Source organism: Winogradskyella sp. ECml5-4 (assembly GCF_036903175.1).
GTDB lineage: Bacteria > Bacteroidota > Bacteroidia > Flavobacteriales > Flavobacteriaceae > Winogradskyella > Winogradskyella damuponensis.
This window is the reverse complement of sequence record NZ_JAYJLF010000011.1, coordinates 78537-94390: the sequence shown is the minus strand read 5'-3', so window position 1 is coordinate 94390 and position 15854 is coordinate 78537. Positions and strand designations below refer to the sequence as shown.

Here is a 15854-nt window from a genome sequence, read left to right as displayed (position 1 = left end):
AATTAATTCAAGTTTGTTAACTTAGTTTTTTGCCACCTTTTTACTTATAATATTGGTGTCTGAATAAATCTGTAAAAAATAGATGCCGTTTGGCTGGTTATATAAATCAATAGTGTTAGATGTAGTTGTATAGATTTTTTTTCCAATAACATTATAAACGTCAATTTTATCAATAGCTAATTCTGATATTATTTTTAAGGATCCGCTTGTAGGATTAGGGTACACTTTGGTTATTAGTGTTTCATAATTGGAAACACTTAAATTTTTACATGCCGTTATATTTGAATTTAATTCAATAGGTGCGCTTGGTGTTAAATCTCTATTTGTAAAAGCGGGATAATCTATATGATATTTTTGTGCTCTAAAACTGGTATTAGAATAGGTGGAAGGGTTGGTTCCTTGTGAAATGATATTTCCATTAGAAGTATTTATTGGATTTATATATTCCCATACAACTTCTTCTGTCGTTGTGATTTCAAAGAAGCGACCATTGATTCCTTCGCAAATTAGAGTATTTCCGTTTGGTAAGCGCTGTGCACTGCTTAGTATACCAGAGTAGAAGTTTAAAGCGCCCGTAGAGCTTCCGTAAGTGTAATCTGGAGATATAGGGCCATATGCACTTCCTGTATCATAAGAATATACTCCTGGGCTATCGGTTTCAGGGTTTACAATATAAGCTTCAGAAAATAAGGGTAACCTTCCTCTACCATTATTAAATAATAAAATTTTATTTTCATCTAATAGGCCAGGTTTAATAAAGTGAGGAGAGTGTTGTCCGTAAAGTTGTCGGTCTGATTCGTCACCTTGATTATAGGCTTGAGGGTTTCCCCAGCGGTATAGAAAATCGCCTCCTTTATTATAGATGCCTCCTTCGCCTGTAGCTGCTTCTTCAGTTGTAGTAGAGTGATCTATAATATAAAATTCACTTAAATTTCTAGAGCTTATTATAATCTGATCTAGAATAGGATTGTAATTTATTGAATTAAAATGAAGCCAATTGGCACCTCCATCACCTCCATTTAAAAAGTTGATATTTAATTTTTCGGGATGTAAGGCTATATCACCAAAATTGTCTTTTTCGTCATCAAAATCCTGAATAACATGGTCCATGATGTTCCATTTCCATAGAATTTCAGCACTGTCCTCGCCAATAGGAGTAACTTCTATAATTTGTTCATTGTATAAAATGTCTTCATTTAGAAGTGATGGGTTGCGTCCTAGTTGTAGAGCTTCAGAATTAGTAATCTTAGTTACTGCAAGAATAAGAACATTTCCGTTAGGCATAGGGAATACGTCATGGTGTTGTCGCATTGTCGAATTGTCATAAAAATATTGCCAAGTGAGGTTGCCCTCCCAATCAAATAGTTCTATAACGCCACCTTGTCCACCAAAAACAATATCACTACTTTCAGTTCTACCAGCTCTTAAAATATTTCCATTTTCTAATAAATGAACAGCATTGCCAGGAGGGAACTCACTAGACCACTGATTTATAATTTCTCCACAATTATTAATTAAGTAAGTTTCCGTAAAAGCACTAAATAAGGTGTAGCCATCTGCAACACCTTCAGAAATAAGTGTTGTACCAATAGTGTTTTGGGAATAAGAAACGTTAATTGTAATTAAGAGTGTGAAAATTATTTTTTTTAACATGAGTTTTTCTTTAAAAAGTTGCAGTTAAGCTAATATGTATTTTAGAATCTGATAATTTAAATTGTCTGTTTTCTGTTTTTCCGCTAGAATAATTTAAACGAAAAAGGCCAGCATTGGTAAGTAGGCCTAGTCCAAACCCAAAACCAAATAGTTTTTCTTTGCTATTTGTAAGTCTATTTTCAAAATAGGCAGCATCTAAAACCGAATGTACATAAATATCATTACTTAAACGATATCTGTATTCGGTACTTAGAACTCCGTAGAGATTGGCAACCAAACTATTTTCTTCAAATCCACGAATAGAATTGATACCTCCAAAACGAAATAATTCATTATCTAAATAATCGTCTGAAATAAGTGTTGCTCCATTTAAACGTGCATAAAAACTGTTCTTATTATTAAGATTAAATATCTTGTAAGCATCTATGTTAAATACACTTTGTTTTTGCGTGCCTAAGTTGTTATCTCTGTTTCCAAAGCCAGAAGAGGCATCCAACCAAAAGTTAATAGGAAATAAAGGATCAGAGAATTGAGGTTTTGTATAATTGTAGTGTAATGTATAATAATTAGATGTGTAATCGTTTAAAATATCAGTATCGTCATCTAATAAGTTTGTTGAATTTGTAGTATTAATTCCTATTCCAATTTTATGCTGGGCATTAATTTGATAATTAATTTTTGCGTATTGCTTAGCAGTTAAAAAGGTAGAGTCTTTTCTAAAAATATTAAGGCCAACTTGCAACCCAATAGGAGAGCTAAATAGATAAGGTAAATCAGCATCTACATTGATTGTTTGTTGATCTATCTCATCGCTTTTATAAAAAAGATTTAAGGTCTCTCCGTAGTTAAGATTGTTAATCAGTCGTAAATCTAAATAACCATCAAATTCAATCTTATTAGTGTTTTCGTTAGTGCCAAAGCCAAGGAAACCATCAAAGTTGTTTGTCTTTGTTTTTTCTACATATATATATAGTGTTGTAGAATCTTGGGTAAAAAGCACTTCTGGGTCTTTTATTTTATTAGCAAATCGTAAGTCGTTTAATAGTTCAATTTTTTCTTTAATAGCATTTAGGTTGAAAGACTTTCCTGTTCTTAACTTTAAGAAACGTTTTAAGTAAGATTTCGGAAACTTCTCATAGCCTTTTACAATAATCTTATCAATTCGTCTTTTTTGGTTCGTTACAATTTTTAAGTCGGCTGAAATTAAATCAGATGCTAATTTAGAAATATTAATAAGCTGTAAGGTTGAAAACGGATCACCTTGTTCGGCTATTGTAGAATTTAAGTTTTTTAAATAGGTTTCTAGCTCAGTTATTCTGAGTTCAAAGTAATTATTGTCTTTTGATTGATGAATAAGGTTCAAATATTCAGTATTAAAATCCGAAGGGTAATAGATTCGAATTCGGTTTATCCGTTTGCCCGTTATTAGTTGTGCTTTAAAAAGAGAGTCGTTTTGTTTAGTAATACTTTCAATTGAAGTGTCAATATAGCCCCTTTTTGTCAGCTTAATTTTAAGATTTTGAATTTCAATTTCTAAATTTTTGTAATTATTGAAGCTCTTTTGATAACCTAGAGAGTCAATAGTTGCCGTTGAAACTTCGTTTTCTCCAATAACTTTTAAATTGATAGATTGAGAAGTGCCTAGATTTGAAAAAACTAGAAGAATAAGAAAAAAAAGAAAACGGCTGTAAAACGGCATGGACACTAAATAGAGTAACTCTTATGTAACGTAAAAATAAGTGATATTATATACGAATGAAATGAAAGTTCATATTTCTTTTAAAAATTAATTCTCAAGTGTTTGAATAATAGATATTAATTACTACATTTGCACCCCTCAAAAGTGAGGATTAATAAAATTTTATATAGAAATATATGCCAACAATTTCACAATTAGTACGAAAAGGAAGAGCCAAAATAACCAAGAAGAGTAAATCGGCTGCTTTAGATTCGTGTCCTCAAAGACGTGGTGTATGTACTCGTGTTTATACAACGACACCTAAGAAACCTAACTCAGCAATGCGTAAGGTAGCAAGGGTTCGTTTAACAAACGGAAACGAAGTAAATGCATACATTGGTGGAGAAGGTCACAATTTACAAGAGCACTCGATAGTATTGGTTAGAGGTGGAAGGGTAAAAGATTTGCCAGGAGTTAGATATCACATCGTTCGTGGTGCTTTAGATACAGCAGGTGTATCAGGAAGAACACAACGTAGATCTAAGTATGGTGCAAAACGCCCTAAGAAGTAATTAAAAACTTTAAGAAGAAGACATGAGAAAAAGAGCAGCAAAAAAGAGACCGCTTTTACCAGATCCAAGGTTTAATGATCAGTTAGTAACACGTTTTGTTAACATGATGATGTGGGATGGTAAGAAGTCTGTAGCTTTTAAAGTATTCTATGATGCAATTGATATTGTTGAAGAGAAAAAGAATGATGACGAAAAAACAGCTTTAGAGATTTGGAAAGAAGCTTTATCAAATGTGATGCCTCACGTAGAAGTACGTAGTCGTCGTGTTGGTGGTGCTACATTCCAGATTCCAATGCAAATTCGTCCAGACCGTAAGGTTTCAACTGCGATGAAATGGTTAATTAGCTTTTCACGTAAGAGAAATGAAAAATCTATGGCGCAACGCTTAGCGGCAGAAGTTTTAGCAGCAGCTAAAGAAGAAGGAGCTGCGGTTAAGAAAAGAACTGATACGCATAAGATGGCAGAAGCAAATAAAGCATTCTCACACTTTAGATTTTAAGAAATGGCAAGAGATTTAAAACTTACAAGAAATATAGGAATTGCAGCTCATATTGATGCTGGTAAAACAACAACAACAGAGCGTATTCTTTTTTATACGGGAGTTTCACACAAAATTGGAGAAGTGCATGATGGTGCTTCTACAATGGACTGGATGGAGCAAGAAGCAGAAAGAGGTATTACAATTACGTCTGCTGCAACTACTTGTGATTGGACATTCCCAAAAGAAAATGGTGAGCCAACAGCAGACGCTAAAGATTACCATTTTAACATTATTGATACACCTGGTCACGTAGATTTTACGGTAGAAGTTAACCGTTCATTACGTGTATTAGATGGTTTAGTATTTTTGTTTAGTGCAGTTGATGGTGTAGAGCCACAATCTGAAACTAACTGGAGGCTAGCAGATAACTATAAAGTTCCAAGAATTGGTTTCGTTAATAAAATGGACCGTCAAGGATCTGACTTTTTAGGTGTTTGTCAGCAAGTAAAAGATATGTTGAAGTCTAACGCAGTGCCAATCGTTTTAAACATTGGTGATGAAGATAACTTCAAAGGTATTGTAGATTTAGTTAAAAACAGAGCTATTGTATGGCATGATGATAACTATGGTTCTACTTTTGATGTTGTTGATATTCCTGAAGACATGAAGGACGAGGTACGTAAGTACCGTGCTTTATTAATCGAGGAAGTAGCAAGTTACGACGAGAACTTACTTGAGAAATTCATGGAAGATGAAGACTCTATAACAGAAGATGAAGTGCACGCTGCACTTAGAGCTGCTGTAATGGATATGGCTATTATACCAATGGTATGTGGTTCTTCATTTAAGAATAAAGGTGTACAGTTCTTATTAGATGCTGTTTGTCGTTATTTACCTTCTCCAATGGATAGAGAAAGTGTAGTAGGTGTTAATCCTAATACAGATAAAGAAGAAAGACGTAAGCCAAGTGTTGATGAACCTTTTTCAGCCTTAGCGTTTAAGATTGCTACAGATCCTTTTGTAGGTCGTTTAGCTTTCTTTAGAGCGTATTCTGGTCGTTTAGATGCAGGTTCTTATATCTTAAACAACCGTTCAGGTAAAAAAGAACGTATCTCACGTATCTATCAAATGCACTCTAATAAGCAAAATGCTATCGATTTTATCGAAGCAGGAGATATTGGAGCAGCAGTAGGATTTAAAGACATTAAGACTGGTGATACTATGTCTGATGAAAAACATCCTATTGTTTTAGAATCTATGGACTTCCCTGATCCTGTAATTGGTATCGCGGTAGAACCTAAGACTAAAGCAGATGTTGATAAGTTAGGTATGGCTTTAGCTAAATTAGCTGAAGAAGATCCAACGTTTACAGCAAGAACAGATGAGTCTTCAGGACAGACAATTATTTCTGGAATGGGTGAGCTTCACTTAGATATTATTGTAGACCGTTTAAAAAGAGAATTTAAAGTTGAGGTTAACCAAGGTCAACCACAAGTTGAATATAAAGAAGCCATTACTCAAGCTGCAGATCATAGAGAAGTTTATAAGAAACAATCAGGTGGTCGTGGTAAGTTTGCTGATATCGTATTTACGATTGAGCCAGCAGATGAAGGTGTAGTAGGTCTTCAGTTTGAATCTGTAATTAAAGGTGGTAACGTTCCTAAAGAATTTATCCCTTCAATTGAAAAAGGATTCAAAATGGCAATGGCTAATGGTCCATTAGCAGGTTACGAAGTAGATTCTATGAAAGTAACTTTAAAGGATGGATCTTATCACGATGTGGATTCGGATCAATTATCATTCGAATTAGCAGCAAAACTTGGTTTTAAAAATTCAGCTAAAGCAGCTAAAGCAGTTATAATGGAGCCAATCATGAAACTTGAGGTGATTACACCAGAAGAAAACATGGGTGATATTGTTGGAGATTTAAATAGAAGACGAGGTCAAGTTAGTGACATGGGTGATAGAGCTGGTGCAAAAACTGTAAAAGCTACTGTTCCATTATCTGAAATGTTCGGTTATGTTACAACATTAAGAACGTTATCTTCAGGTAGAGCAACATCAACAATGGAATTTTCACACTATGCTGAAACACCTTCAAATATATCTGAAGAAGTGATTAAAGCAGCTAAAGGAGTTGAATCGTAAATCTTAAGAAAATGAGTCAAAAAATCAGAATAAAATTAAAATCTTACGATCACAACTTAGTGGACAAGTCTGCTGATAAGATTGTAAAAACAGTAAAAAGTACAGGTGCAGTAGTAACAGGACCAATTCCATTACCAACACACAAAAAGATTTTCACTGTATTACGTTCACCACACGTAAATAAGAAGTCTAGAGAACAATTTCAATTAAGCTCTTACAAGCGTTTATTAGATATTTACTCGTCATCTTCTAAAACTATTGATGCTTTAATGAAACTTGAATTACCAAGTGGAGTAGAAGTTGAGATAAAAGTGTAATTACACACTACATGTCCTAAGCTGCGAGCGAGGGAAAAACGGTAAAAAATACAATTCAAGGCTGAAACGTATTTTCAGCCTTGAATTTTTATAGCAAAGGACAAGTCGCGAATTGTCCAGCAAAAAAAAACAAACAATCGGTCAAATCGCGATTTGGCCAAACTAAAAAGAAAAACATGTCTGGGTTAATTGGAAAAAAAATCGGTATGACCAGCATTTTCGATGAAAATGGGAAGAACATTCCTTGTACAGTAATCGAAGCTGGACCATGTATCGTTACCCAAGTCAGAACTGAAGAAGTGGATGGTTATTCTGCACTTCAATTAGGTTTCGATGACGCGACAGAAAAAAGCGCTACTAAAGCAGACTTAGGTCATGCTAAAAAAGCGGGTACTTCTGTAAAACGCAAAGTTGTTGAATTCAAAGGTTTTGATGAGGAGTACAAATTAGGTGATGCAATCACTGTAGAGCAATTTACTGAAGGAGAATTTGTGGATGTCGCAGGTACTTCAAAAGGTAAAGGTTTTCAAGGTGTAGTAAAACGTCACGGATTCGGAGGTGTAGGTCAAGCAACGCATGGTCAACATAACCGTTTAAGAGCTCCAGGTTCTATTGGTGCAGCTTCTTATCCTGCGAGAGTATTCAAAGGAATGAAGATGGCCGGAAGAATGGGTGGTGAAACAGTAAAAGTTCAAAATTTAAGAGTTTACAAAGTAGTTCCAGAAAAGAACTTACTTGTGGTTAAAGGATGTGTTCCTGGTCATAAAAACTCTTATGTAATTATTCAGAAGTAATGAAGGTAGCAGTTTTAGATATAAACGGAAAAGACACTGGAAGAAAAGCTGAGCTTTCTAAAGAAGTGTTCGCTATAGAGCCTAATAATCACGCTGTCTATTTAGATGTTAAGCAATACTTAGCAAATCAAAGACAAGGTACACATAAGGCTAAAGAAAGAGCAGATATCTCTGGAAGTACACGTAAGATAAAAAAACAGAAAGGTACTGGTACTGCGAGAGCAGGTAGTATTAAATCTGGTGTATTTAGAGGTGGTGGTCGTATGTTTGGTCCTAGACCAAGAAATTACGGTTTTAAATTAAACAAAAACGTAAAACGATTAGCACGTAAATCTGCATTAAGTATTAAGGCAAATGACAAATCAATTTTAGTAATGGAAGACTTCAGTTTTGATGCTCCAAAGACTAAAAACTTTGTTAATGTATTAAAGGCTTTAGAGGTAGAAAACAAAAAATCTCTTATTGTGTTGGGTGAAACAAATAATAATGTATATTTGTCATCACGCAATTTTAAAGGGTCTGAAGTTATAAAGACTTCAGAATTAAGTACTTATAAAATTATGAATGCTAATAAAGTTATTCTAATTGAGAGTGCATTAGAAGGAATTGAATCGAATTTAAGTAAATAGAACAGATGAGTATCTTAATAAAACCTATCATCACAGAAAAAGCAACCATGCAAAGTGAGTTGTTAAATGCATATGCATTTGAAGTGAATACAAAGGCGAACAAGGTAGAAATCAAAAAAGCGGTGGAAGCTGCTTATGGAGTTTCTGTTGAAAAAGTTCGTACAATAAATGTCCGTCCAGAAAGAAGAACACGTCACACAAAGACTGGTATTCAACATGGTAAAACAAATGCTGTTAAAAAGGCAATTGTACAACTGGCGGAAGGTGAAGTAATAGATTTATACACTAACATGTAATTTTAGACATTAATGTCAGTAAGAAAATTAAAACCGATCACATCAGGTCAGCGATTTAGAGTAGTAAATGGATTTGACGCCATTACTACTGATAAGCCGGAGAAAAGCTTGCTTGCTCCGAAAAAGAGATCTGGTGGTAGAAACAGTCAAGGAAAAATGACCATGCGCCAATTAGGTGGAGGTCATAAGAAACGTTATCGTATTATCGATTTCAAACGTAACAAAACTGGAGTTCCAGCGGAAGTTAAAACAATTGAATACGATCCAAACAGAACAGCATTTATTGCGCTATTAAACTACCAAGATGGAGAGAAACGTTATGTTATCGCTCAAAATGGTTTACAAGTAGGGCAAAATATAGTGTCTGGTGAAACAGGTATCGCTCCAGAAATTGGAAACGCAATGCCTTTAAGTGAAATACCATTAGGAACAATTATTTCTTGTATTGAGTTACGTCCTGGACAAGGAGCTGTAATGGCTCGTAGTGCTGGTGCATTTGCTCAATTAATGGCAAGAGGTGATAAGTTTGCTACAGTAAAGTTACCGTCTGGTGAAACTAGAATGATTCTAGTAACATGTATGGCTACTATTGGAGCGATTTCAAATTCAGATCATCAATTATTAGTATCTGGTAAAGCAGGTAGAAGTAGATGGTTAGGAAGACGTCCAAGAGTAAGACCAGTAGTGATGAACCCAGTCGATCACCCAATGGGTGGTGGTGAAGGTAAATCTTCAGGTGGTCATCCAAGAAATAGAAACGGTATTCCTGCTAAAGGATTTAGAACACGTTCTAAGACAAAGGCGAGTAATAAGTATATTGTAGAACGTAGAAAGAAATAATTAAGATAGTATGGCACGTTCATTAAAGAAAGGACCTTATATCCACTATAAGCTAGAAAAGAAAGTTGCAGAAAATGTAGCTTCAAACAAAAAGACGGTAATTAAAACTTGGTCTAGAGCATCAATGATTTCTCCAGATTTCGTTGGTCAGACTATAGCAGTTCACAATGGTCGTCAATTTGTTCCAGTTTATGTTACTGAGAATATGGTAGGTCACAAATTAGGAGAATTTTCACCAACACGATCTTTTAGAGGTCATGCAGGTGCTAAGAATAAAGGTAAAAAATAAGAATCATGGGAAGTCGTAAAAAACAAATGGCGGAAGCTATTAAGGCTGAGAAAAAGCAGGTTGCTTTTGCTAAGCTAAATAACTGTCCTACATCACCAAGAAAAATGCGTTTAGTTGCGGATTTAATTAGAGGTGAGAAGGCAGATAAAGCTCTTCAGATTCTTAGATTTAGTCAAAAAGAAGCATCTCGTCGTTTAGAGAAACTTGTAATATCTGCAATTGCAAATTGGCAAGCTAAAAACGAAGACGCTGATGTTGAAGAAGCTAAATTGTTTATCAAAGAAATTAGAGTAGATGGTGGTTCTATGTTAAAGAGATTGCGTCCAGCACCTCAAGGTAGAGCACACAGAATAAGAAAAAGATCTAATCACGTAACAGTGGTTGTAGATGCAATAAATAAAACACAAAGCTAAGATAGAGATATGGGACAAAAGACAAATCCAATCGGAAATCGCTTAGGAATTATCAGAGGATGGGAATCTAACTGGTACGGAGGAAACGATTATGGTGATAAGCTTGCCGAAGACGATAAGATTAGAAAATACGTTCACGCGCGTTTATCTAAAGCTAGTGTAAGTAGAGTAATTATTGAGCGTACGCTTAAACTTGTAACCGTTACTATCACTACTGCTAGACCTGGTATTATTATCGGAAAAGGTGGCCAAGAGGTAGATAAGTTAAAAGAAGAGCTTAAGAAAATTACTGGTAAAGAAGTTCAATTGAACATCTTTGAAATCAAAAGACCTGAACTAGATGCTTATTTAGTAGCAGCAAGTGTAGCTCGTCAAATAGAAAGTAGAATTTCTTACAGACGTGCTATAAAAATGGCTATCGCAGCTGCTATTCGTATGAATGCAGAAGGAATCAAAATTCAAATTAGTGGTCGTTTAAATGGTGCTGAAATGGCACGTTCTGAACACTACAAAGAAGGACGTATTCCTTTATCTACCTTTAGAGCTGATATTGATTATGCTCTAGTAGAAGCACATACTACTTATGGTAGATTGGGCATCAAAGTTTGGATAATGAAAGGCGAAGTGTATGGTAAAAGAGAATTATCACCACTAGTTGGCTTATCTAAACAAAAAGGTAAAGGTGGACGTGGTGGAAACAAGAACCAATCTCGTCGTAGAAAGTAATTTTTTAAAGAAAAGACAAAATGTTACAGCCTAAAAGAACAAAATTTCGTAAGCAGCAAAAAGGACGTATGAAAGGAAATGCGGGAAGAGGTCATTTGTTATCAAATGGTACTTTCGGTATTAAATCATTAGAGTCAACTTTTATAACTGCACGTCAAATAGAAGCAGCGCGTATTGCAGCTACTCGTTATATGAAAAGAGAAGGATCGTTATGGATTAAAATTTTTCCAGACAAGCCGATCACAAAGAAACCTCTTGAAGTACGTATGGGTAAAGGTAAAGGTGGTGTAGAATATTGGGCAGCCGTTGTAAAACCAGGACGTATGTTATTTGAAATAAGTGGAGTGCCATTAGACGTAGCTCAAGAAGCTTTACGTTTAGCAGCACAGAAACTTCCGGTAAAAACTAAGTTTATCATAGCTAGAGATTACGAAGCTTAATAGAAAGATATTATGAAGCAATCAGAAATTAAACAGCTTTCAACAGCTGAGTTACAAGAGAAACTTAGTGAATCTAAAAAGAGTTATACGGACCTAAAAATGGCTCATACTATTTCTCCTTTAGACAACCCAATTCAGTTACGCGTTGCACGTCGCACAGTAGCTAGAGTGGCAACAGAACTAACTAAAAGAGACGTACAATAATTGTATTCTGCTGAAAGATGGAAAAAAGAAACTTAAGAAAAGAACGTATAGGGATCGTAACGAGTAACAAAATGGAGAAATCTATTGTTGTTGCTGAAGTTAAGAAAGTAAAACACCCTATGTATGGAAAATTCGTGTTAAAGACAAAGAAATATGTCGCACACGATGAGACAAATGACTGCAACGAAGGAGATACTGTAAAGATCATGGAAACACGACCTTTAAGTAAATCTAAATGTTGGAGATTAGTAGAAATAATTGAAAGAGCGAAGTAATTATGTTACAACAAGAATCAAGATTAAAAGTAGCTGATAATACTGGTGCAAAGGAAGTTTTAACTATCCGTGTACTAGGTGGAACTAAAAGAAGGTATGCTTCTGTAGGAGATAAAATAGTTGTATCTGTTAAAGATGCTACTCCAAACGGACAAATCAAAAAAGGTGCTGTATCTACAGCAGTTGTAGTTCGTACAGCTAAAGAAGTAAGACGTCCAGATGGGTCTTATATTAGATTTGACGACAATGCATGTGTACTATTAAATCCTCAAGGGGAAATGAGAGGAACTCGTGTTTTTGGACCTGTAGCTAGAGAACTTCGTGATAAACAATTCATGAAAATTGTATCATTGGCACCTGAAGTGCTTTAATTGATAAATAAGATGACAAAGCTTAAAATAAAATCAGGAGATACAGTAAAAGTAATAGCTGGTGATCACAAAGGATCAGAAGGTAAAGTACTTAAAGTATTAATAGATAAAAACAAAGCCATTGTAGAAGGCGTAAACATGGTTAAGAAACATACGAAACCAAGTGCACAAAATCCTCAAGGTGGAATTGTAGAGAAAGAAGCCTCTATACATATTTCAAACTTATCGTTGTTAACTTCAAAAGGTGAAGCAACAAGAGTTGGTTATAAAATGGAAGGTGATAATAAAGTGAGATTTTCAAAAAAATCTAATGAAGTAATTTAATATGGCTTACGTTGCAAGATTAAAAAAAGAGTATCAGGAAAAAGTAATTCCTGCTCTTACGGAAGAATTTGGATATAAAAATGTAATGCAAGTACCTAAGCTTACTAAGATAGTAATATCTAAAGGTGTTGGTGCTGCTGTTGCGGATAAAAAGTTAATTGATCACGCGGTAGAAGAGCTTACAAAAATATCTGGACAGAAAGCTATACACACAATGTCTAAGAAGGATGTTGCATCTTTCAAGTTACGAAAAGGAATGCCAATTGGTGCCAAAGTAACTTTAAGAGGTGAACAAATGTATGAATTCTTAGATCGTTTGGTAACTTCAGCTTTACCAAGAGTTAGAGATTTTAACGGTATTAAAGCTACAGGTTTTGATGGACGTGGAAACTATAATTTAGGTGTTGTAGAACAAATTATTTTTCCAGAAATAGATATTGATAAAATCAATAAAATTTCAGGAATGGATATTACATTTGTGACTTCTGCGGATACAGACAAGGAAGCGAAGTCTTTATTAACAGAATTAGGATTACCTTTTAAAAAGAATTAATTATGGCTAAAGAATCAATGAAAGCCCGTGAGGTGAAGCGTTCTAAAACGGTAGCTAAATATGCAGAAAAACGTAAAGCTTTAAAAGAAGCTGGCGATTATGAAGCATTACAGAAATTACCAAAAAATGCATCACCTATACGTCAACACAACCGTTGTAAACTTACAGGAAGGCCTAAAGGTTATATGAGACAATTTGGAATTTCTCGTGTAATGTTTAGAGAAATGGCCAACCAAGGTTTAATACCAGGTGTTAAGAAGGCAAGTTGGTAAAATTATAAATTGGTTTCAGGTTTGGCAATAGTGCCGAAAACCGCTACCGCAAATTAATAACTATGTATACAGATCCAATAGCGGATTATTTAACGCGAGTTAGAAATGCAGTTAAGGCCAACCACAGAGTGGTTGAGATCCCTGCATCTAACTTAAAAAAAGAAATAACTAAGATTTTATTCGACCAAGGATATATCTTAAGTTATAAGTTTGACGACTCTACAGTACAAGGTACAATCAAAATTGCTTTGAAGTACAGTAAAGAGACTAAAGAGTCTGTCATTAAAAAAATTCAAAGAATCAGTAAACCAGGTTTACGTAAGTATGCTTCATCTAAAGAAATGCCAAGAATCCTTAACGGATTAGGTATTGCAATTGTTTCTACGTCTCACGGAGTGATGACAGGAAAACAAGCGCAGAGAGAAAATGTAGGTGGTGAAGTTTTATGTTATGTATACTAAAAACAGGAAATTATGTCAAGAATAGGTAAAAACCCAATAACAGTTCCTGAAGGTGTCACAGTTGAGATTAAGGATAATTTAATTACTGCTAAAGGTAAATTAGGTGAATTAACTCAAGAGTATTCAGATATTCAGATTAAATTAGAAGACGGTACTATTACATTAGAGCGTGCTTCTGATAAGAAAGATTTAAGAGCAAAACATGGTCTTTACAGAGCATTAATTGCTAATATGATAGAAGGTGTTTCAAAAGGCTGGACCAAAGAACTAGAAATGGTTGGTGTAGGTTATAGAGCATCAAATCAAGGACAAAAATTAGATTTAGCCGTTGGTTTTTCTCATAACATCGTTATGGATATTGCTCCAGAAGTAAAAGTTGAGACAGTATCAGAAAAAGGTAAAAATCCAATTATTAAATTAACGTCTTTTGACAAACAATTGGTTGGCCAAGTTGCAGCTAAGATTCGCGGTTTTAGAAGACCAGAACCTTACAAAGGAAAAGGTATCAAGTTTGTTGGTGAAGAAATTAGAAGAAAAGCAGGTAAATCAGCTTAATAATTAAGTTATGGCATTGACAAAGAACGAAAGAAGAATAAGAATTAAAAACAGAATCCGTAAGGTTGTTTCTGGTACAGAAACAAAACCTAGATTAGCTGTTTTTAGAAGTAATAGAGAAATTTATGCTCAACTCGTAGATGATGTAACTGGTAAAACTTTAGTTGCTGCATCTTCAAGAGATAAAGACATAGCAGCATCTAAAGGAAACAAAACAGAAGTAGCTGCATTAGTAGGTAAATCTGTAGCAGAGAAAGCTATGAAAGCTGGTGTTGAAACTATTTCTTTTGATAGAGGTGGTTATTTATATCATGGAAGAGTAAAATCATTAGCAGAAGGTGCTAGAGAAGCAGGACTTAAATTTTAAGACATTATGTATCAAAAATATAAAAACGCAGAGCTTGTTAAACCAGGCGGACTAGAATTAAAAGATCGCTTAGTTGGCGTTCAGCGTGTAACTAAAGTAACAAAAGGTGGTAGAGCATTTGGTTTTTCTGCTATTGTTGTTGTAGGTGACGAAACAAATGTTGTAGGACAAGGATTAGGTAAATCTAAAGATGTTGCTACTGCAATTGCTAAAGCTGTTGAAGACGCTAAGAAAAACTTAGTAAGAATACCTATTCTTAATGGAACTATTCCTCATGAGCAAAAAGGTAAATATGGTGGAGCAAGAGTTAACATTATTCCAGCTGCACCTGGTACAGGAGTTATTGCAGGTGGTGCGGTAAGAATTGTTCTTGAAGCAGTAGGTGTACACGATGTATTATCTAAATCTCAAGGATCTTCTAATCCTCATAATGTAGTAAAAGCAACTTTTGACGCTTTATTACAATTAAGAGATGCTAAGTCTGTAGCTAAAGAGCGTGGAATTTCACTTGAAAAAGTATTTAACGGATAATCGATAGGATAAGATGGCAAAGATTAAAGTAAAGAAAGTAAAAAGTGCAATCAATCGTACTAAAAGACAAAAGCTAACATTATTAGCTTTAGGTCTAAAAAAGATTGGTCAAGTAGTAGAGCACGACGCCACACCAAACATCCTTGGTATGGTTAAGAAAGTTGAACATTTAGTTTCTGTAGAGGAAGCTTAAAAATATAACTTAACAATGGATTTAAGTAATTTAAAACCTGCAGAAGGTTCAGTAAAAAATCAAGGTAAACGTATTGGTCGTGGTCAAGGTTCTGGTAAAGGTGGTACGGCAACACGTGGTCACAAAGGAGCTAAATCTCGTTCAGGTTATTCTAAGAAATTAGGATTTGAAGGTGGTCAAATGCCATTACAAAGACGTGTACCTAAATTTGGATTTACAAATATTAACAGAGTAGAATACCAAGGTATAAACTTAGATACTTTACAAAAGTTAGTAGATGAAAAAGTAATCAAAGATAGTGTTGATTTTGAAACACTTGTATCTATGGGATTAGTTGGTAAAAACGAGCTAGTTAAAATTTTAGGTAGAGGTGAGTTAAAAACAAAATTAACAGTAACTGCTCATAAATTTACTGCTACGGCAAAGGCAGCTATAGAAGCTGCTGGTGGTGAAGCTGTAACTTTATAAGATT

General features: G+C 34.7%; 26 protein-coding genes. 24 read left to right on the top strand and 2 right to left on the bottom strand.

The window, feature by feature from the left end:
* Positions 1–21 precede the first annotated feature (21 nt).
* Complete coding sequence (locus VDP25_RS13025; protein ID WP_334470466.1) at positions 22–1653, bottom strand: aryl-sulfate sulfotransferase; 1632 nt, start codon at positions 1651–1653, stop codon at positions 22–24.
* A 10-nt stretch (positions 1654–1663) separates the two neighbouring features.
* Complete coding sequence (locus VDP25_RS13020; protein ID WP_334470464.1) at positions 1664–3352, bottom strand: POTRA domain-containing protein; 1689 nt, start codon at positions 3350–3352, stop codon at positions 1664–1666.
* Positions 3353–3528: 176 nt separating this feature from the next.
* Between VDP25_RS13020 and rpsL the strand changes: the two genes are divergently transcribed.
* The 24 genes from rpsL (at position 3529) to rplO (ending at position 15850) form a co-directional block, all read left to right on the top strand.
* Entirely contained in the window at positions 3529–3903 is a 375-nt protein-coding gene (rpsL, locus tag VDP25_RS13015) for a 30S ribosomal protein S12 (protein WP_019386263.1), read from the top strand.
* A 22-nt stretch (positions 3904–3925) separates the two neighbouring features.
* A complete protein-coding gene (rpsG, locus tag VDP25_RS13010; RefSeq protein WP_178984421.1) occupies positions 3926–4402 on the top strand; it encodes a 30S ribosomal protein S7 in 477 nt (158 codons plus the stop codon).
* A gap of 3 nt (positions 4403–4405) precedes the next feature.
* Positions 4406–6532 carry an elongation factor G gene (fusA, locus tag VDP25_RS13005; RefSeq protein ID WP_334470458.1) on the top strand — a complete coding sequence of 709 codons (2127 nt, stop codon included), beginning with the start codon at positions 4406–4408 and terminating at the stop codon, positions 6530–6532.
* A gap of 11 nt (positions 6533–6543) precedes the next feature.
* Positions 6544–6849: a 30S ribosomal protein S10 gene (rpsJ, locus tag VDP25_RS13000; protein ID WP_007650482.1), complete on the top strand. Its 306-nt coding sequence runs from the start codon at positions 6544–6546 to the stop codon at positions 6847–6849.
* Between the two features lie 176 nt (positions 6850–7025).
* Positions 7026–7643 (top strand): 50S ribosomal protein L3, encoded by a 618-nt coding sequence (rplC, locus tag VDP25_RS12995; protein ID WP_215927671.1) that lies wholly within the window; start codon positions 7026–7028, stop codon positions 7641–7643.
* On the top strand, positions 7643–8272 hold the full coding sequence (rplD, locus tag VDP25_RS12990) for a 50S ribosomal protein L4 (protein WP_215927673.1): 630 nt from the start codon (positions 7643–7645) through the stop codon (positions 8270–8272). Before rplC ends, rplD begins: the two co-directional genes overlap by 1 nt.
* Positions 8273–8277: 5 nt before the next feature.
* The gene (gene rplW, locus VDP25_RS12985) at positions 8278–8568 is read left to right on the top strand and encodes a 50S ribosomal protein L23 (RefSeq protein ID WP_173302428.1); all 291 of its coding nucleotides are present in this window, start codon (positions 8278–8280) and stop codon (positions 8566–8568) included.
* Positions 8569–8580: 12 nt separating this feature from the next.
* Positions 8581–9408, top strand: a complete 828-nt coding sequence (rplB, locus tag VDP25_RS12980; protein ID WP_215927675.1) for a 50S ribosomal protein L2 — start codon at positions 8581–8583, stop codon at positions 9406–9408.
* A 10-nt stretch (positions 9409–9418) separates the two neighbouring features.
* Positions 9419–9697: a 30S ribosomal protein S19 gene (gene rpsS, locus VDP25_RS12975; protein ID WP_008269180.1), complete on the top strand. Its 279-nt coding sequence runs from the start codon at positions 9419–9421 to the stop codon at positions 9695–9697.
* Positions 9698–9702: 5 nt separating this feature from the next.
* The gene (rplV, locus tag VDP25_RS12970) at positions 9703–10110 is read left to right on the top strand and encodes a 50S ribosomal protein L22 (protein WP_215927677.1); all 408 of its coding nucleotides are present in this window, start codon (positions 9703–9705) and stop codon (positions 10108–10110) included.
* 9 nt (positions 10111–10119) lie between these two features.
* Positions 10120–10836, top strand: coding sequence for a 30S ribosomal protein S3 (rpsC, locus tag VDP25_RS12965; RefSeq protein ID WP_215927679.1), 717 nt, complete (start codon positions 10120–10122; stop codon positions 10834–10836).
* A gap of 20 nt (positions 10837–10856) precedes the next feature.
* Positions 10857–11276 carry a 50S ribosomal protein L16 gene (gene rplP, locus VDP25_RS12960; RefSeq protein ID WP_008269176.1) on the top strand — a complete coding sequence of 140 codons (420 nt, stop codon included), beginning with the start codon at positions 10857–10859 and terminating at the stop codon, positions 11274–11276.
* Between the two features lie 12 nt (positions 11277–11288).
* A complete protein-coding gene (gene rpmC / locus VDP25_RS12955) occupies positions 11289–11480 on the top strand; it encodes a 50S ribosomal protein L29 (RefSeq protein WP_115818549.1) in 192 nt (63 codons plus the stop codon).
* Positions 11481–11497: 17 nt separating this feature from the next.
* Positions 11498–11755, top strand: coding sequence for a 30S ribosomal protein S17 (gene rpsQ / locus VDP25_RS12950; RefSeq protein WP_092469501.1), 258 nt, complete (start codon positions 11498–11500; stop codon positions 11753–11755).
* A 2-nt stretch (positions 11756–11757) separates the two neighbouring features.
* Positions 11758–12126, top strand: a complete 369-nt coding sequence (rplN, locus tag VDP25_RS12945; protein WP_092446808.1) for a 50S ribosomal protein L14 — start codon at positions 11758–11760, stop codon at positions 12124–12126.
* A 12-nt stretch (positions 12127–12138) separates the two neighbouring features.
* Complete coding sequence (gene rplX, locus VDP25_RS12940) at positions 12139–12450, top strand: 50S ribosomal protein L24 (protein WP_215927681.1); 312 nt, start codon at positions 12139–12141, stop codon at positions 12448–12450.
* Position 12451: 1 nt separating this feature from the next.
* Entirely contained in the window at positions 12452–13003 is a 552-nt protein-coding gene (gene rplE / locus VDP25_RS12935; RefSeq protein WP_215927683.1) for a 50S ribosomal protein L5, read from the top strand.
* 2 nt (positions 13004–13005) lie between these two features.
* The gene (gene rpsN, locus VDP25_RS12930) at positions 13006–13275 is read left to right on the top strand and encodes a 30S ribosomal protein S14 (RefSeq protein WP_115818545.1); all 270 of its coding nucleotides are present in this window, start codon (positions 13006–13008) and stop codon (positions 13273–13275) included.
* A 62-nt stretch (positions 13276–13337) separates the two neighbouring features.
* A complete protein-coding gene (gene rpsH, locus VDP25_RS12925) occupies positions 13338–13736 on the top strand; it encodes a 30S ribosomal protein S8 (RefSeq protein ID WP_215927684.1) in 399 nt (132 codons plus the stop codon).
* Positions 13737–13748: 12 nt separating this feature from the next.
* Positions 13749–14291 carry a 50S ribosomal protein L6 gene (gene rplF, locus VDP25_RS12920; protein ID WP_334470434.1) on the top strand — a complete coding sequence of 181 codons (543 nt, stop codon included), beginning with the start codon at positions 13749–13751 and terminating at the stop codon, positions 14289–14291.
* A 10-nt stretch (positions 14292–14301) separates the two neighbouring features.
* Entirely contained in the window at positions 14302–14658 is a 357-nt protein-coding gene (gene rplR / locus VDP25_RS12915; RefSeq protein WP_215927688.1) for a 50S ribosomal protein L18, read from the top strand.
* Between the two features lie 6 nt (positions 14659–14664).
* Positions 14665–15189, top strand: coding sequence for a 30S ribosomal protein S5 (rpsE, locus tag VDP25_RS12910; RefSeq protein ID WP_179354566.1), 525 nt, complete (start codon positions 14665–14667; stop codon positions 15187–15189).
* 13 nt (positions 15190–15202) lie between these two features.
* Positions 15203–15382 carry a 50S ribosomal protein L30 gene (gene rpmD / locus VDP25_RS12905; protein WP_008269164.1) on the top strand — a complete coding sequence of 60 codons (180 nt, stop codon included), beginning with the start codon at positions 15203–15205 and terminating at the stop codon, positions 15380–15382.
* Positions 15383–15397: 15 nt separating this feature from the next.
* Positions 15398–15850 carry a 50S ribosomal protein L15 gene (rplO, locus tag VDP25_RS12900; RefSeq protein ID WP_215927690.1) on the top strand — a complete coding sequence of 151 codons (453 nt, stop codon included), beginning with the start codon at positions 15398–15400 and terminating at the stop codon, positions 15848–15850.
* Positions 15851–15854 lie beyond the last annotated feature (4 nt).

Excerpts from the sequence above, each read along its gene's own strand:
- rplD (WP_215927673.1), top strand. The coding sequence starts at position 7,643 with ATGAAGGTAGCAGTTTTAGATATAAACGGAAAAGACACTGGAAGAAAA.
- rpsQ (WP_092469501.1), top strand. The coding sequence starts at position 11,498 with ATGGAAAAAAGAAACTTAAGAAAAGAACGTATAGGGATCGTAACGAGT.
- rplB (WP_215927675.1), top strand. The coding sequence starts at position 8,581 with ATGTCAGTAAGAAAATTAAAACCGATCACATCAGGTCAGCGATTTAGA.
- rplP (WP_008269176.1), top strand. The coding sequence starts at position 10,857 with ATGTTACAGCCTAAAAGAACAAAATTTCGTAAGCAGCAAAAAGGACGT.
- fusA (WP_334470458.1), top strand. The coding sequence starts at position 4,406 with ATGGCAAGAGATTTAAAACTTACAAGAAATATAGGAATTGCAGCTCAT.
- rplE (WP_215927683.1), top strand. The coding sequence starts at position 12,452 with ATGGCTTACGTTGCAAGATTAAAAAAAGAGTATCAGGAAAAAGTAATT.
- rpsG (WP_178984421.1), top strand. The coding sequence starts at position 3,926 with ATGAGAAAAAGAGCAGCAAAAAAGAGACCGCTTTTACCAGATCCAAGG.
- rplO (WP_215927690.1), top strand. The coding sequence starts at position 15,398 with ATGGATTTAAGTAATTTAAAACCTGCAGAAGGTTCAGTAAAAAATCAA.
- rplF (WP_334470434.1), top strand. The coding sequence starts at position 13,749 with ATGTCAAGAATAGGTAAAAACCCAATAACAGTTCCTGAAGGTGTCACA.
- VDP25_RS13020 (WP_334470464.1), bottom strand. The coding sequence starts at position 3,352 with ATGCCGTTTTACAGCCGTTTTCTTTTTTTTCTTATTCTTCTAGTTTTT.
- rplC (WP_215927671.1), top strand. The coding sequence starts at position 7,026 with ATGTCTGGGTTAATTGGAAAAAAAATCGGTATGACCAGCATTTTCGAT.
- rpsJ (WP_007650482.1), top strand. The coding sequence starts at position 6,544 with ATGAGTCAAAAAATCAGAATAAAATTAAAATCTTACGATCACAACTTA.
- rpsL (WP_019386263.1), top strand. The coding sequence starts at position 3,529 with ATGCCAACAATTTCACAATTAGTACGAAAAGGAAGAGCCAAAATAACC.
- rpsN (WP_115818545.1), top strand. The coding sequence starts at position 13,006 with ATGGCTAAAGAATCAATGAAAGCCCGTGAGGTGAAGCGTTCTAAAACG.
- rpsC (WP_215927679.1), top strand. The coding sequence starts at position 10,120 with ATGGGACAAAAGACAAATCCAATCGGAAATCGCTTAGGAATTATCAGA.
- rpmD (WP_008269164.1), top strand. The coding sequence starts at position 15,203 with ATGGCAAAGATTAAAGTAAAGAAAGTAAAAAGTGCAATCAATCGTACT.
- rplN (WP_092446808.1), top strand. The coding sequence starts at position 11,758 with ATGTTACAACAAGAATCAAGATTAAAAGTAGCTGATAATACTGGTGCA.
- rpsS (WP_008269180.1), top strand. The coding sequence starts at position 9,419 with ATGGCACGTTCATTAAAGAAAGGACCTTATATCCACTATAAGCTAGAA.
- rpsE (WP_179354566.1), top strand. The coding sequence starts at position 14,665 with ATGTATCAAAAATATAAAAACGCAGAGCTTGTTAAACCAGGCGGACTA.
- rplW (WP_173302428.1), top strand. The coding sequence starts at position 8,278 with ATGAGTATCTTAATAAAACCTATCATCACAGAAAAAGCAACCATGCAA.
- rpsH (WP_215927684.1), top strand. The coding sequence starts at position 13,338 with ATGTATACAGATCCAATAGCGGATTATTTAACGCGAGTTAGAAATGCA.
- rplR (WP_215927688.1), top strand. The coding sequence starts at position 14,302 with ATGGCATTGACAAAGAACGAAAGAAGAATAAGAATTAAAAACAGAATC.
- rpmC (WP_115818549.1), top strand. The coding sequence starts at position 11,289 with ATGAAGCAATCAGAAATTAAACAGCTTTCAACAGCTGAGTTACAAGAG.
- rplV (WP_215927677.1), top strand. The coding sequence starts at position 9,703 with ATGGGAAGTCGTAAAAAACAAATGGCGGAAGCTATTAAGGCTGAGAAA.
- VDP25_RS13025 (WP_334470466.1), bottom strand. The coding sequence starts at position 1,653 with ATGTTAAAAAAAATAATTTTCACACTCTTAATTACAATTAACGTTTCT.
- rplX (WP_215927681.1), top strand. The coding sequence starts at position 12,139 with ATGACAAAGCTTAAAATAAAATCAGGAGATACAGTAAAAGTAATAGCT.